The 13,464-nt window shown below is 69.5% G+C and carries 22 protein-coding genes; 1 reads left to right on the forward strand and 21 read right to left on the reverse strand.

Annotated features, from left to right (window positions below):
- Window positions 1–4 precede the first annotated feature (4 nt).
- The 5 genes from EAO72_RS19075 to EAO72_RS19095 form a co-directional block, all read right to left on the reverse strand.
- Window positions 5–1,648 carry a hypothetical protein gene (locus EAO72_RS19075; RefSeq protein WP_148018549.1) on the reverse strand — a complete coding sequence of 548 codons (1,644 nt, stop codon included), beginning with the start codon at window positions 1,646–1,648 and terminating at the stop codon, window positions 5–7.
- Entirely contained in the window at window positions 1,635–2,108 is a 474-nt protein-coding gene (locus EAO72_RS19080) for a hypothetical protein (protein ID WP_148018550.1), read from the reverse strand. The genes EAO72_RS19075 and EAO72_RS19080 overlap by 14 nt, the downstream gene beginning before the upstream one ends.
- Window positions 2,109–2,301: 193 nt before the next feature.
- Window positions 2,302–2,649 carry a hypothetical protein gene (locus EAO72_RS19085; RefSeq protein WP_148018551.1) on the reverse strand — a complete coding sequence of 116 codons (348 nt, stop codon included), beginning with the start codon at window positions 2,647–2,649 and terminating at the stop codon, window positions 2,302–2,304.
- Window positions 2,649–2,864, reverse strand: coding sequence for a hypothetical protein (locus tag EAO72_RS19090; RefSeq protein ID WP_148018552.1), 216 nt, complete (start codon window positions 2,862–2,864; stop codon window positions 2,649–2,651). The genes EAO72_RS19085 and EAO72_RS19090 overlap by 1 nt, the downstream gene beginning before the upstream one ends.
- Window positions 2,861–3,100 carry a hypothetical protein gene (locus EAO72_RS19095; protein WP_148018553.1) on the reverse strand — a complete coding sequence of 80 codons (240 nt, stop codon included), beginning with the start codon at window positions 3,098–3,100 and terminating at the stop codon, window positions 2,861–2,863. Before EAO72_RS19095 ends, EAO72_RS19090 begins: the two co-directional genes overlap by 4 nt.
- 429 nt (window positions 3,101–3,529) lie before the next feature.
- Between EAO72_RS19095 and EAO72_RS42055 the strand changes: the two genes are divergently transcribed.
- The gene (locus EAO72_RS42055) at window positions 3,530–3,691 is read left to right on the forward strand and encodes a hypothetical protein (RefSeq protein ID WP_187285134.1); all 162 of its coding nucleotides are present in this window, start codon (window positions 3,530–3,532) and stop codon (window positions 3,689–3,691) included.
- Here the strand turns inward: EAO72_RS42055 and EAO72_RS19105 are convergent, their stop codons facing one another.
- From EAO72_RS19105 to EAO72_RS19180, 16 genes are all read right to left on the reverse strand, one after another.
- Window positions 3,692–5,563 (reverse strand): glycerophosphodiester phosphodiesterase, encoded by a 1,872-nt coding sequence (locus EAO72_RS19105; RefSeq protein ID WP_148018555.1) that lies wholly within the window; start codon window positions 5,561–5,563, stop codon window positions 3,692–3,694.
- A 100-nt stretch (window positions 5,564–5,663) separates the two neighbouring features.
- The gene (locus EAO72_RS19110) at window positions 5,664–5,885 is read right to left on the reverse strand and encodes a hypothetical protein (RefSeq protein ID WP_148018556.1); all 222 of its coding nucleotides are present in this window, start codon (window positions 5,883–5,885) and stop codon (window positions 5,664–5,666) included.
- A 378-nt stretch (window positions 5,886–6,263) separates the two neighbouring features.
- Window positions 6,264–6,449: a hypothetical protein gene (locus tag EAO72_RS19115; RefSeq protein ID WP_148018557.1), complete on the reverse strand. Its 186-nt coding sequence runs from the start codon at window positions 6,447–6,449 to the stop codon at window positions 6,264–6,266.
- 81 nt (window positions 6,450–6,530) lie between these two features.
- Window positions 6,531–6,794, reverse strand: coding sequence for a hypothetical protein (locus tag EAO72_RS19120; protein WP_148018558.1), 264 nt, complete (start codon window positions 6,792–6,794; stop codon window positions 6,531–6,533).
- Window positions 6,795–6,824: 30 nt separating this feature from the next.
- The gene (locus tag EAO72_RS19125; RefSeq protein WP_148018559.1) at window positions 6,825–7,478 is read right to left on the reverse strand and encodes a hypothetical protein; all 654 of its coding nucleotides are present in this window, start codon (window positions 7,476–7,478) and stop codon (window positions 6,825–6,827) included.
- Between the two features lie 2 nt (window positions 7,479–7,480).
- Entirely contained in the window at window positions 7,481–7,780 is a 300-nt protein-coding gene (locus EAO72_RS19130) for a hypothetical protein (protein WP_148018560.1), read from the reverse strand.
- 11 nt (window positions 7,781–7,791) lie between these two features.
- Window positions 7,792–7,953 (reverse strand): hypothetical protein, encoded by a 162-nt coding sequence (locus EAO72_RS42060; RefSeq protein WP_187285135.1) that lies wholly within the window; start codon window positions 7,951–7,953, stop codon window positions 7,792–7,794.
- On the reverse strand, window positions 7,950–8,324 hold the full coding sequence (locus tag EAO72_RS19135; RefSeq protein WP_148018561.1) for a hypothetical protein: 375 nt from the start codon (window positions 8,322–8,324) through the stop codon (window positions 7,950–7,952). The genes EAO72_RS42060 and EAO72_RS19135 overlap by 4 nt, the downstream gene beginning before the upstream one ends.
- Window positions 8,321–8,737, reverse strand: coding sequence for a DUF6907 domain-containing protein (locus tag EAO72_RS19140; RefSeq protein WP_148018562.1), 417 nt, complete (start codon window positions 8,735–8,737; stop codon window positions 8,321–8,323). Before EAO72_RS19140 ends, EAO72_RS19135 begins: the two co-directional genes overlap by 4 nt.
- Window positions 8,734–9,009, reverse strand: coding sequence for a hypothetical protein (locus EAO72_RS19145; RefSeq protein WP_148018563.1), 276 nt, complete (start codon window positions 9,007–9,009; stop codon window positions 8,734–8,736). The genes EAO72_RS19140 and EAO72_RS19145 overlap by 4 nt, the downstream gene beginning before the upstream one ends.
- 258 nt (window positions 9,010–9,267) lie before the next feature.
- Window positions 9,268–9,492 (reverse strand): hypothetical protein, encoded by a 225-nt coding sequence (locus EAO72_RS19155; RefSeq protein WP_148018565.1) that lies wholly within the window; start codon window positions 9,490–9,492, stop codon window positions 9,268–9,270.
- 39 nt (window positions 9,493–9,531) lie between these two features.
- Window positions 9,532–10,179: a hypothetical protein gene (locus EAO72_RS19160; protein WP_148018566.1), complete on the reverse strand. Its 648-nt coding sequence runs from the start codon at window positions 10,177–10,179 to the stop codon at window positions 9,532–9,534.
- A complete protein-coding gene (locus tag EAO72_RS19165) occupies window positions 10,176–10,634 on the reverse strand; it encodes a hypothetical protein (protein WP_148018567.1) in 459 nt (152 codons plus the stop codon). The genes EAO72_RS19160 and EAO72_RS19165 overlap by 4 nt, the downstream gene beginning before the upstream one ends.
- Window positions 10,635–10,921: 287 nt before the next feature.
- Entirely contained in the window at window positions 10,922–11,140 is a 219-nt protein-coding gene (locus EAO72_RS19170; protein ID WP_148018568.1) for a hypothetical protein, read from the reverse strand.
- A complete protein-coding gene (locus EAO72_RS19175; protein WP_148018569.1) occupies window positions 11,137–11,715 on the reverse strand; it encodes a hypothetical protein in 579 nt (192 codons plus the stop codon). The genes EAO72_RS19170 and EAO72_RS19175 overlap by 4 nt, the downstream gene beginning before the upstream one ends.
- Window positions 11,716–11,729: 14 nt before the next feature.
- Window positions 11,730–13,346 (reverse strand): DEAD/DEAH box helicase, encoded by a 1,617-nt coding sequence (locus EAO72_RS19180; protein WP_148018570.1) that lies wholly within the window; start codon window positions 13,344–13,346, stop codon window positions 11,730–11,732.
- Window positions 13,347–13,464: the final 118 nt, after the last annotated feature.

Raw genomic sequence — 13,464 nt, forward strand, 5'->3', positions numbered from 1 at the left:
CGCATCACCTCCTGGTCCTCATCACGATCATTCGTCCGGGCTTCCTGGGCTTGGCCTGGCCGGCGCTGATCGCGTTCCGGGCGGCTTCGTGCGTAAGGACCGACACCACGGCAAGGTCGATCTTCTGGTGGTCGTTCGGCTTGCCGAGGATGTACCGCCGTGCCGGGCGGGCCTTCTTGCGGGCGTTGCGCATATGGATGGACGTCGTCTCGCATCCGTCATGGCGAAAGGTGGTGTCCTTCTTCGTGACGTCCGTGAGCAGCTGCTCGCACGCGGCGTGCATCTGCACGATCCGATAGGTCTCCCACCTGCTCACACGCTTCTCGCCATACCGGGCCTGCCAGGCAGCAATCTCGCTGGGCCAGTACGGCGGGTCCGCATACATGCGGACGACGTCGTAGCGGTCCATGAGCTCGTCCACCGCGGCGTCGACCTCAAGGCGCGGGACCTGCCCGTCCCACTCGGCCGGGTCCCAGACACAGGGCCGGTTGTCGGGGCCGTAGGTGGGGGTGAACTGGTAACCGTCCAGGGTCTCGGCCCTGATGCCGGTCCAGTCGTCCACGTCCGAGCCGTCGAAGCCGAGCACCAGCCGCGTGCCGGCGGGCACCTCCTGGGGGGCGAGGCGGGCATCCCAGCGGTCTTGCTGCAGCCAGGTCCCCATACCGGCCGTGATCCGGTTGCCGTAGAAGCGCTCTGCCTCTGCGGGCTCCTTCTCCATCAGCTCGGCGGCGTCGCCCTCGATGGCATCCAGGTCGACGTGATGACTGCCCTGGTAGACAGCGGTGTGGATGCGGCGCCGCTCGGACTTCTTGGAGTAGTCCAAGTCCTTTGGCGGCAGCCGGTGGTAGCGGTAGACGTCCTTGACCTTCGTCTCGGCCGTCTTCTGCGCCACCGAGTTCTCAGTGGGATCCCAGGCGTTCGTCTGTTCCAGGGAGCGCCCGGACATGCCGCCCAGGCCGCGCCGCTGGGTGGTCGCGACCTTGGTCATGCCGTTGCCGTCGTCCCAGATGCCGGTCTCGTCCTGCGCGACGAACGTGACCGGGTTGCCCAGTCGGCTCTGTGCGCTGGCCGTGACGACGTCGATGCGCCCGTCATTCGGCAGGCGGATGAACTGCTCGCCCACCTTCATGATCTCGGAGAGCGGCCCGTTGCGGATCATCTCCTGCAGCGGGCGATAGGTGTTGTCGGTCTGGTCCTCGGATGTCGCCGTGATCTGGATGAGCGGCTTGTTCCACGGCCGGCCCATCGGCTCGCCTGGCTCGTACTCATACACCCAGCCGCATCCGCACCGGTGGTCGGAGCAGCGGAACCGCTCCCCACCCCGCGCAAAGCCGTTGAACAGCACCGGCCCGACACCCTCGGCCGCGACGATGGACGCCGCCCAGGGGCCCTTGCCCGACTTCTGCGGGGCCACCGCCTGAACACGGCGGTAGAAGAAAGCAGTCGACAGCTTCCCCAGCTCGGCGGCCGGCTTGACCCGGTAGAGGTTGGCGGTGATGCGGAGCTGCCAGTCGTACATCTCGAACGGGCGCGGCGTGCTGTCGAGGCCGCCCACCGACTGGAGCCGGCAGTGCCTGGTGATCCAGTCCGGAACGACGAACAGCGTCGGGAAGTCGAGAGACCAGGTGCCGTCGTCAGCCGCTACCACCGGAGACCGCCCTCAGCCTGGCACGTGCCGAGGTCGGCGAGATATCCGGAACGGCTCCAGGCGCGGCCGGCGTCTCGTCCTGCTCGCTGCCCCGGTCGATGCGCCACCGGTTGGCGCGCATCCCTGGTGTCGTCAGGCCGAGGGAGTCGGCCATCTGCCGGACCAAAGTCGTCAGCACGGCGGCAGCACCTCGCTCCTCTGCCTCGACCAGGCGCCGGACGTACAGGGCGACTTCCACCTCTTGGCCGTACCGCTCCCAGACCAGAGCCTGGGGCTTGGCCCAGAGGTCTTCCCATAGATCCTCTTCGCGTTCCGCCTGCGCGGTCAGTGGCCAGTCGGGCGTTGCGCCCTGGCGGCCTTCTGCGGGCAGGATCGTCCACTCGCCGGCGTCCCGGTCGCGCCGGAGCGCGGTGGGGTCGGGGGCCGGACCGGACCGGGTTCTTGCTCCACCCTTGGGCATATCGATCACTCCAACTAGGCCGCGTTGCGCGGCAGAGTCGCCGTCACCTTGCGTGACAGCGGGCATGATCAGCGGGGCGTCAGACCAAGATCAGCGCGAGTTCTGAACCCGGCAAACCTGGGAGCCACCTCCCCGGCGGTCCGTCTGGTGATCTTGCTCGGGGTCCCTCCCCCGGGGTGATCATCAGCCGGCCTCACTGATCGTGACGATCAGCCAGACCGTCCAATCCTTCGTAGCTGGCAAGCGGCCCGACCAGGGGAGCTGTCCGGGGGATGGTCCAGGCGCTGGACGGATCGGCGGGGTCCGTCATGATGCGTCCCTGGTCGTCGCGCTGGAACTCTGCGTAGACGATGACCGTGCGCCGGCCTCGCTTCTCCACCGTCAGCCCAGGTGAGGCCGCTACGTCCTCGGGGGCCAGGCCGTTGTCCTTGGCCCACGCGCAGAGTGCCGCACGCTGCTCGGCCACGTCGTCCGCGGTGATGGTGGCCAGCACGCGCCTGGTCGGCGTCTTGGCGCCCTTGCTGTCCTTCGCCTGTGGCATCAGGTGCCGTCCGGGATCTCGACGAGGTAGTGGCCGGGCTCGGCGTCACTGTCGCCCGTGGCGACCCATTCACAGCGCAGCTCGTGGTCGTTGGCGGTGATGTACTGCCCGCTGTATCCGCCGACCTGTACGCCTGTCTCGCGGGCGGTCGTGGCCAGCTGGTCGAGGGCGTCGGCCAGGTTGCGTAGGTCGGTGGCGCTCATGCTGGTGCTCACCGGTTCCACCTCGCGCTGTTCTGTGCGTGGCCGATGGACACGACAGTCAGGGGTACGGGCAGGGGCAGGGGCGGGGCCAGGGGGGAGCGGCCGGTGAACGTGAGCGGCACGTGCGTGACAGCCTGCTCGCCAACTCGGAAGCCCTGCTGAACAAGGTGGGCTTCGACGTCTGCAATGTGCTGGCGGGACAGCAGCCCGATGAAGCTGTCGTTCATAGTCAGCTGGCTGTCGCTCATCGGTTCCATCCTCCTGGTTGGTTCGCCGCTGTCTCGCTGCTGTGGCAGGGCGGGCAGAGGCCGCGGCCGTGCTGGGGGTCGTTGGGGTCCAGGCCTTGCGCGGTGAGTTCGCGCCGGCTGCGTGGCCAGTGGTCGGCGTGGACGGAGGGCTGGCCGCAGGGGACAGCGTGACCGTGAGACGGATCGGTGCAAGCACAGTTGGGGTCGCGGGCGAGAACGGCGGGGCGGAAGCGGGTTCGGTGTTGTCCGCCGTATCCGCGTTGCTGTGCGGTGCCGCGCTTGCGCTCGGCCTCGCGCCGGTGCTCGGTGCAGCGGCTGCCCTGGTCGGTGTACTCAGGGCAGCCGGGGTTGGAGCACACCCGCCAGCCTGCTCGTCTGGCCATGGGGCACCTCGACTCTGTACGGTGTCGCGCCTTGGGGGTGGTGGGCGTGAAGCGAGTGACTGTTCCGGTGGGCCTGGTCACGGCTGGCTTGGTCGTGGCGATCGGCTGCCGTGTGGCCGGCTGGCTGCCTGGCGTGGTGCTGGGCGCCGCGGTCGTCCTGGTGGGCCTGGTCCTGGAGTGGAGCGAGCGCGGGAAGCGCACGCGCTGATCAGAGCTGGGTGATGACGAGGTTCCGCCAGTGGGGTTTCGTCGTGAGGTTGGTGATGCCGCCGTTGCTGAGCCCGAAGTACAGGCCGCGGTAGGTGGCGTCGGCGATCGGCCCGGTGGTCCAGCCGGTGCTGTCGGTGCGCCGCAGCTCGATCGTGGTGGCGGTGACGTCGAGCTGGAAGCTCATCGGGTTGTCGGGAACGACGGCCGTGGTGTTCTGCACCGTGCCGAGCGCCGTGCCCGTGGTCACGCCTGCGGTGTGCCGGTTGAGTTGCATCTGGCCGTTGGCGCGCATCACCACGTGGTATCCGCCGCTGGCGTTGGCCGTCCCGAATCTGTACGCGTCGTCGCTCAACTTCCCGAAGTACACGCCTGCATGCTCGGTCGTGATCGCGGGGATGCCCTCGAACCGCATGTCGAACGAGATCCGGTACCCGCCGGCGCCGCCCACGATCGGGCAGTAGGTGCCGAGCCCGTAGGACTGGCCGGCCGCGTTGATGTACACCCAGCCCGCGCTCGGAGCATCGTCGAACTTGAGCGCGTAGGTCGCGTCGTAGTCGAGGGTCGGGGTGCCGCCGGGCTCTTTGACTTGGTTGTCCCAGCGCGATGCGGTGCGCATGGGGGTGCTGCGACTGAGGTACTGAATGTCGCTGGTCATCATGCCGACGACGCCGAGGCCGGCGAGCCGGTCGCGCTGGCTGCGGCGGTAAACGGGCCAGCTAAAGACCGGCTTCCCGCGCGCGACGATCTGGGTGACGCGGGCGTCGGCCATGCTGGTCTGCACGCCGAGGTAGTCGATGTACTGGTCCTTCGCCGTGATCGCGGCGTCCGTGGTTCCGTCGTCCACGTAGACCCAGGTCTTGAACCCGGCGCCCTTGGCCCACGGCAGCGACAGGGTGCCAATGTGCGCTTTCCACACGACGCTCTTGTTCGCGGTCGGGTAGAAGGTGTCCAGCATCGTCTGGAGCGGCACGACGGCGTCGTTGCCCTTGGCCTCAAGGAAGATAACGACGCGGCCGAGGAACTCGTCGAGAACTTCGCGCAGGGTCGGAATGGGCTGGTCGGTCCAGCCCTGGCCGTGGAGCACGCGCCCGTTGGTGAGGACCCGGTTCTTCAGCTCTGACCAGTTCCACGTGTTGACCGCGCCGGTGCTGTACGTGGTGCGGTCCAGCGTCGTGTCGTGGCAGCAGACGAGCGTTCCGTCCGCGGCGACGTTGACGGACACCTCGATTGCCTTGGCCCCGGCGGCTACGGCGGCCCGGTAGCCGGCCATGGTGTGCTCGGGGCTGACCATGCCCTGCCCGCGGTGCCCGAAGTACGCGGGGTTCGTGGCCAGGAGGTTGGTGATGGTGACGGCGGCCTGCGGGGCGTAGGCAACATTGGACCGTGTGACTTCGGCGCTCATGGCCGCGTCGGTGTAGGCCTCCGCGTTGGCCTGAGATCCGGGAGCGCCCGGCGGGCCAGGAGGGCCGGGCACGAGGACGTAGTCCCCGGTGTAGGGCTCCACGGGCGCAACGGCTGCCAGGTCGATGGTGCCCATGGCTGCGGCGACGAGCATCGGGTAGCTGCGCTCGGGGGCGTCGTCGGGGCGTTCGTGGACGCGGTACGTCCAGCCGGTTGGCGTGTAGCCGGGGGCGTCGTGCGGCAGGACCGTCAGGCCGGCGTCGCCTTGTCCGGTCGGGTCGCTGGCCGGGTAGAGGGCTCCGTTGATCCATCGGCCGGTGACTGCGCCCATGACGATGTGGCCGTGCTCGATGCTGGTCACGGCGGGGGCTTCGGGGGTGAGGGTGACGCGGCCGCGCATGGGGCCGCCGTCTGGGTGGGTTCGGCTGTCGACCACGGTCACGGTCGGGACGCCGTCGGGGAGAGCCATGGGCACCTCCTCCGGGCATAGCGAAGGCCCCGACCGGTGATGGGCGGGGCCTCGGGGCATGCGTGTGGTGGTCAAATCGTGGCGCACGGATCGTCGCACGTCAAGCGGCGTTGACACCGCGCTGGCCGTTGCGGGTCGGCTTGGCTGCGGACCGGGCTGCTTCGACGTCTGTGACACGGTAGAGCGGCCGTTTGGGGCTGCCGCCGCAGCGGGTGAGGATGCCGCGCCGTACCCAGTCGCGGATGGTGGCGGGTTGGACGCCGGCGGACATGGCGGCCATGGATGTGGTGAGGGTGCCGATCGGCGGCAGCAGGTACTCCATGCGTCCAGTGTGCCGTCCTCGCGCGCGGGAAGGCCCCGCCCTGAACTGCGTGGATAACCTCATTGGGTACGTGCCGTCCTCGCGCGCGGGAGGCCTCCCAACTGAATTCCTTCAAGGAACTCAGTCAGCTGCCGCCCTCGCGTGCGGGAAGGCCCCGGTCGTCGCGGCGAAGGCCGGGGCCCTGGTGTAGCTACACCTACTCCTTGTCCCCGGCGGCCTTTTCGGCGTCTCGCTGCTGCTGGGACTCAGCGTTGCGGCGCTGGAGTTCTTCGATGCTGATCGGGTCGAGTGCCATGATCGTGGTCCTGTCTCGTGGTTGGGGATGGGGCCCGGGGCGGCCGTGGTCGCCTGGCAGTGATGCGGCCGCCTCGGGGTTGGTCAGCTGTTGCGGGTGTACGTGAGGACGATGTCGTCGGGCTGAATGCCCTGGCCCTTGCAGAAGCCGAGGACCATCGCCTCGGCGTCGCGTGGGTTCTCCGCTTCGACTGCGCCAGAGCCGTCGCACGGCTCGCCTGTCTCGATGCGGGTGCCGGTTGCGGTCCACTGGTAGTGGGTGAGCTCCATGGGGTCCTCCTGGGTGCGGGCCGGTCTGTCCGGCTCCCCTCACCGCCCGCACTGTGTCGGGCGGATCGGGCAGCCGTCAGGTCAGCGGATAGGCGTGTAGCGGATGAGGCCGCCCATGGGGTGGGGGCTCTGCATGACGACGACGCCGTCACGGATGCCGATCGTGAGGTCGGCGAGCAGGGCCTCGGTCATCTCCAACTTCAGGTGCTCACCCTTCATCTCGGGCGCGGCCTCCCATGTGGCCCCACGGTCGTAGCTGCGGTCCTTGCGGTACGGAGCAGCCGGGTCGATGTCGGTGACGGGGGCGCTGTCGTAGATGCGGAACCAGTCGGTCTGGCGGGACACGGGCCCTCCTCGGGCGGTCTACGGGGTGCTCTACGCCCGGTCTACGGCCTCTTCTGTGGGCTGCTGACCTGCGTCTACAGCCTCGGAAGGGGCCTCTACGGGTGTGGGGGAGAGCAGGGCTTCGATGTCGGCGGCCTTGATGCCGCTGCGGCCGGTCTTGTCCGCGCTGACGCGGACGCTGCGGTGAATGGTGATGCCGCACTGGACGAGGACGGCGCGGAGCCGGGCGTCGTCGAGGTGGGCGGCGGCCGGCCGGGCCTGGAACGCGTCGTACACGTCCCGGACGAACACGGCGGGGTCGTCGGCGAGCAGCTGCTGCACGCCGAGGACAACCCGGCGGCGCAGCTCCTCTTCGGTCGGTGGGGTCGGGGGTACGGGGCGCCCGTCCCGCCACGCGGTGATGGCGTAGGCGCCGGCCGCCAAGGCGAGGAGTTGGGGTTGTTGGTGGCCGGTTCGCCAGGCGAGGAGCGAGGCGGCCGTGAGCCCGGCGACGCGACGCGGGATGGCGGTGCCGGGCGACGGGTGGCCGGTGGCGATCGTCCAGGAGCGAAGCCTGGCCCACTGGATCAGGTGCCCGCGGGCGAGGCGGCGGGGGTGGATGCGCTGCGCGGCCCACCGGGGCCTCCCGTTCCCGAACTCGGGGACGGGAGGCAGTTCGAGGGTGTCATCCTCGGACTCGGTCATCGTCAGGCGTTGCTGGCGAACTGGGCGATCATCTGCGCGAAGGTCCCGAACAGCTGGTTGACCATGGTGCCGATCTGGGTGCCGGACATGGACAGGCCGAGGCCGAGGCAGACGAAGCCGGGCATGAGGTGGAGCTTCTTGTTCTTGTCGCCGTGTTTGAACATCCACCAGGCCACACCGGACAGGGCGATGATCAGCAGGACGCTGATGGGGACGGATCCGCCGGCGCCCCCGGCGGCGGGGGGTGCGGCCATGGTGTGGGCGTGAGCGGTTTCGATGGCGGCGAGCAGCGTGGTGTTCATGGTGGGGTCCTTCAGTACGAGAAGCCGACGATGGCGGCGGTGACGAGGAGCGCGGCCAGGACGGCGCGGGCGAGCAGGCGGTGCGCGCGGCATCCGTCGGGCAGCAGCGTCAGGAGGACGAGGGCGCCGAGGATGCCGAACAGGCCGTAGTAGCCGAGGTCGTGGTACGTCATGGCGCACCGCCGGTCTCGGTTGCGCCGGGGTAGTAGTCGGCGAACTGGTCGGCGTGCACCAGCAGCTCGAACGCGGTGGCGCGCAGTTCCGTCCACCAGCGCCGGGCCGTCTCGTCGTCGGTGATGGTGTGCGCCGGATCGGCGTGGAGGGCGGCCTGAGCTGCGGCGCACAGCTGGCTCATGGCCGTCTCGGTGTGCGCCGCACGCTGCGCCATCAGCTGCACCGGTGTCTCGACCGGGGCGGCCAGGTCGCGCGCCACGGTGTCCTTCGAGATCCGGAGCTCCGTTGCGATGGCGCGGTTCGATGCCCCGTCCTGCGCCAGCTGGCGCACCTTCGCGCGCCGCTGCGCCAGGGTGAGTGCGCCGGTCACTGGCTCTCACCGGCCCGGATCGCTTCGAGCTTGGCGGCCATGGCATCGATGTGGTCGGCGTGGGCGCGGAGCGCGGCCGCGATCCGGCGTGCACCGGTCGGGCCGACCTCCTTGTGCCCGTCGTCCGTCTCCACGGCGAGGAACACCTGCGCCTGGTCACTGAACGGCCACTGGACCAGGCCCACCTGGACCAGGCTCGTCGGGCCTGTCTCCGGCGTCTCGACCAACGCCCACTCCGGGTCGCCCCGGTGCGTGATCTCCGTCTTGGCCGGCGGGTGCGGGTAGCCGTGCTCAACGATGCACCAGTCCGGGCAGGTGAGCCGGATGTCGGTGTACACGATGGCGGTGACCGTGGTGGTGCCGTCGGCGTTGCGGCGCGGCTGCGGGGCCACAATCGGCCGGTCCTCGCTCATCCGGCGCTCACCCCTTGCGCGATGAGGCGGAGCTTCGCCGCGTACTCGCCGCGGCTGGTGCCGGGGGTGACGCGGGGGGCGGCGGCGAGAAGGTCCTGCTCGGCGTCGAACGCGGCCTCGGTCGGTCCGTGCAGCTGCTCGGAGAGGACGAGGGCGCGGGCGAGGCGGATCGGCTCGCTCATCTCGGCGTTCGGCCGGCGGGCGTCGAGAGTGTCGGCCAGCTGGCCAAGGAGCGTGCGGGTGTCGTCGCTGAGGACGAGGGGCGTCGTCATCGGGTACCGCCCGCGGGGCGGATGGTGCCGGTGACGCCGGCCTCGGTGGCGCGCACCGTGGTGGTGCGGCCGCCGTGGTGGCGGACGGTGCCGACGGCGATCAGTCGCCGACCGGGCGGGGGTGCAGATAGTGCACGTGCAATACGATTCGGCATGGCCGAGCCTCCTGGCGCAATCAGGATGGTTTTCGGTCAGGGGTCGGGCGACGCGGCCGCTCCAGGTGTTCCACCACCTGGGAGCTGTCGTCCGGCCCCGCTTCTATTCGGTTGTCGGGCCGCTGGGCCCGTTCTTCTTGATCGCCGCGTCAACGGCGTTCCACGACTTTCCGAGCTCCCTGGCCACTTCGGCCACGGTCCCGAGTTCGTCAACGCCATCGAGCAGGGCGAGCGCTCTTCGTTTGGCGGATTCGGATACCAGGGTCTGGAGCTGTTCCACCAGCGCGTCCTCCCCGCGGACCCGTTCCCGCCATGGGATCGCGTTCACGGGGAGACTCTATCTAACCCAGGCTTAGACGCGCAAGGGCTACGCGGCATCGCGCGCCTTCTCGTCCTCACCCATCCACGCCTTCAACTGGCCCCACACGTAGGGCGGGTACCGGGTGGTGCACCACTCGCAGCACACGGCCTTCTCGCCAGGGCGCAGCCACAGCACGGCGCCGCAGAGCACACCGGCCGGGTCCATCGCCGGGCAGTGCCCGATCCGTCGGCCGCGGTCAAGGGCAGGCTCCGGCGCGATGATCGAGCGAACCGAATTCGTCAGGTCACGGATCTCTCCGGCGAACGTGCCGGCCTCCGACCAGGACACGGCGATCCACGGCATGTTGACGATCAGCCCAGCGGCCGCGGCCTTGAGCCGGGCTTCAACCGAGCCGGCCGGGACGGGCTGCCGCATCTGGCGCGCGTCCCGGACCGAGCTCAGCCAGTCTTCGGCCACGCCGACCATGCCGCCGGGGCCACGCAGGTCGAGGACGCCCTCGACGACGGGGAGCGGGGCGGGGCCGCCCTTCCCGGACCGGCCCTGGCTCACGGCCGTGGACGGGGTCAGGAAGGGCAGGAGCCCGGCGTACAGGTCGGGCAGGCACTCCAGGCGCACGACGGTCGCCTTCGTGCAGCCGGGGCACAGCATGCCGCCCATGGCGTCGTGCTCGTCGCACAGCAGGCACAGGGTCACCGCTCCTCCTTCGGCTGGTCGAGCACGGCGAGGATCCGGTCGACGGCGTTGCAGATGTGCGGGGTACCGATCGCCGCGCACTCGGCCCGCACCCGCTCGACGGTGGCCGCGGCCTGGTCCCGGTCAGCGGCCAGCTGCTCGATACCGACCGCGTGCCCCAGGAGGGTGCTGGCGGCGTCGGGTTCGGGGCAGCCGATGCGGGGGCAGGTGACGTAGCCGCCCGAGCCGAGGAAGAGGCGGGTGTTCCCGCAGGCAGGACAGCGGCCCCGAACGTCGGGGTAGCCGTGCTGCTCCCACTCGGCCGGCACGGACGGGGCGCCAAGCGCGGTGTGCAGCCGGTCGCCAATGGCGCGGCGGATGCCGTCGGCCTCGACGTCCACACCGAGGCCGGAGTGTCGGCTCAGCCAGTCGGCGAGGGCCTGGCACCGGGCAACGACAGCACGCAGTCGCTCCACCTCCTCCCCGCCAGTCGTTGCCTGCTGAGCAACAACCGTGGTCCTCTGCACCACAGTTGTGGGCTGCTGCCCCACACCTAGGTGATAGGTCGTCTCCCGGCCCGAGTGAAGCGTGACCGTCTCGGTTACGACTGACCTTCCCGAAGGAGGGCTGTCGTCTGTTGCCTGCTGAGCAACGGTTGCCCCGTCGGCGCGCCGGAGGATCTGCCCGGGAAGGGCAGGGGCCAGCTCCGCCTCTTCCCCGCCAGGGGTACGGACTACTCCGTACCCCTTCTCGCCCTCGTCGTTCATACCTGCTCCTTCCGCCTGCTGATGAGCCGGTCCAGCTGGAACACGGTCAGGGCCTGGTCGCCAGCCGCGCGTTTCAGGGCTGCAGTCGCCGCCGCCTGCCCGGAGCGGGCGGCGCGGGCCGCGCCGATGCCCGCCCACACCATGTGGATGGCGGCGGTGACGGCAAACCCGAGGTACAGGCCGGCCGCCAGGATCAGCAGTTCGTTGGACGTCATGCCGCGAGTCCTTCCATGTCGGGCCACTGGCATCCGGCCAGGCCCGTGGCGTTCTTCTCCGGCACCTCACTGAGCGGGGTACCGAGGTGGTGCAGTCCCATGGCCAGCAAGGCGTAGGCGTCGGCCATGTCGTAGCGGCCGACTCCATCGAGCTCGACGGCGTACCTGCGGGCGACCTCGTCTCGGACCTCACCCTTCGACGCAGAGCCCTTGCCTGCGGCGTACAGGGCCCGGCAGGACGGCGGGACCAAGGCGTAGGGGATGCCGCGGCGCCAGCAGGCGTGACGGACCATGACACGGAGCCCGGCCAGGTCCTCGTGCCGGTGGGCAACACCACCGCCGAACGACGGTCCTTCGATGACGACCAGGTCGGCCTTCTTGATGAAGGAGGTGACCTCGTCGACGATCAGGTTCAGTCGGGGGTGGCCGCGCAGAGTCTTCGGGCGGATGTAGTCGGCCCAGCCCTCCCCGGCGACGCCGGTGCAGGTGAGGCTGAGGTCGAGCCCGATGACGAGAGGGCGGGCAGTTGCGGCCGGGACGGACACAACTGGGGCGCCCGGGGTAGCGATGTTCATCGTGTGCCTTCCGGTCAGGCGGCGAGCGCCGCAGGGGTGTAGCTACGGAGTGCTCGGCTGGCCTCGTGGATGTCCATCAGGTCCGAGACCTCTCCGGCCGTACTGCCGGCCGGGATGATGACCCGCTTGTAGCGGCACCACGCCCGCTGTTTCGCGCTCGGCGCCCCATCCCGGTGACGGGCCGCCCTCTCGAAGAACACGGGCGGGACCAGTTGGCGGGCGCGGGCTTCCTGCCACCGCATCGCCTCATCGAGCGGGTACTCACGGTCCACGTCGGGGGCAAGGACGCCTTGCGTCTGGTCCCAGCCGCGCAGCCGGTGGGTGCCGGGCTCGGCACCGCGGATGAGGAAGAGGAAGCTGCCAGCCTTCATCGGGATGAACCACAGTCCGTCGTCCGTCTGGAGCCAGCGGACCGGGGACTCGTGGAACAGGTTGACGTCCTCCCACTCGACCTCGCCGATGGACGCTGCGAGGTCGGTCTCGTCGGAGGCCTCGCCCAGGGACTGTCCGTCCTTCGGAGCGCCGACTTCCTTGGCGGTGAGGTCGACGATGGACGCGAGCTTGTGCCTGGTGGAGGCGCCCATCACGTCGAGGATGAGGGCCTTCTCCTTGCCCGGATGGGGGCGCAGGCCCCGGCCGGCCATCTGGCAGTAGAGGCCGGCGGACTTCGTGGGCCTGGCGATGACCACGCATGAGGTCCACGGGGCATCGAAGCCTTCCGTAAGGACCATGCAGTTTGTAAGGACCTGGACCTTGCCTTCGCGGTACCAGTTCAGGGCCGTGGTCCGGGCGTCCCGCGGCATGTCGCCCCAGATTGTGGCGGCCGTGATGCCTGCGTCGTTGAGGGCGTCGGCCATCGTTTGGGCGGTGGCGACGGTCGGAGTGAAGACGACGCCCGGCCGGTCGGCGGCGAACTCTTTGTAGGCGTCGGCCACTACGTCGGCGGCTCCGGAGTCGTCGAGGGCTTGGCCGAGCTGCCCGTCCTGCAGGTCTCCGGCACGGGACTTGACCTTGTCTAGGTCGAGCCCGTCAACGACGACGCGCTTGCCGGTGACGTCGCAGAGGTAGCCGCCTTTGATCATGTCGAGGATGTCGAGTGTGTAGACGACTTCCTGCCAGACGTCGGCGAGGCCGCCTCCTTGCCGGGTCATGGTGGCGGTGAAGCCTGCGACGGGGATGCCGCGCCAGGCGCCGAAGTGTTCGAGGACGGTCATGTAGGACTTGGCTGCGGCGTGGTGGCACTCGTCGACGATGATCACGCCGACGTCTCGGATGGCCTTGCGTCGTCGTTCGACGGCCAGGGTCTGGATGCTGGCGACGATGACGTCGTGGTCGTGGTGCTCGTCCTTCTCCGCTTTGACGATGCCGACTCGGAGTTCGGGGCAGACGGCTTTGATCTTGTCGGCTGCCTGTACGAGGAGTTCCTCGCGGTGGGCGATGACGAGGGCGGGGCGTCCGTTGAGTGAGGTGAGGCGGTCGCGAATCAGGTTGGAGAACACGACGGTCTTGCCTGCTCCGGTGGGGAGGACGACGCCGAGTCGGTTGTTGGTGCCCTGCCAGCCGGCGGTGAGGGCCTGGATCGCCTCGGTCTGGTAGGGGCGCGGGGTGAAGGTCTGCTGGTTGTCAGGCATGGGTCACCTCGGTCCGGTCCGGGCTGGAGGAAGCGAGCGTTACGCACTGCGTAGCGGCTGCGTAACGGTCTGCGTAACGGCAAAGAGGGGTAGTGACCTGGTCTTTCTTCTTCTCTTC

The sequence above is a fragment of the Streptomyces sp. OR43 genome, assembly GCF_008042275.1.
Classification (GTDB): domain Bacteria; phylum Actinomycetota; class Actinomycetes; order Streptomycetales; family Streptomycetaceae; genus Streptomyces.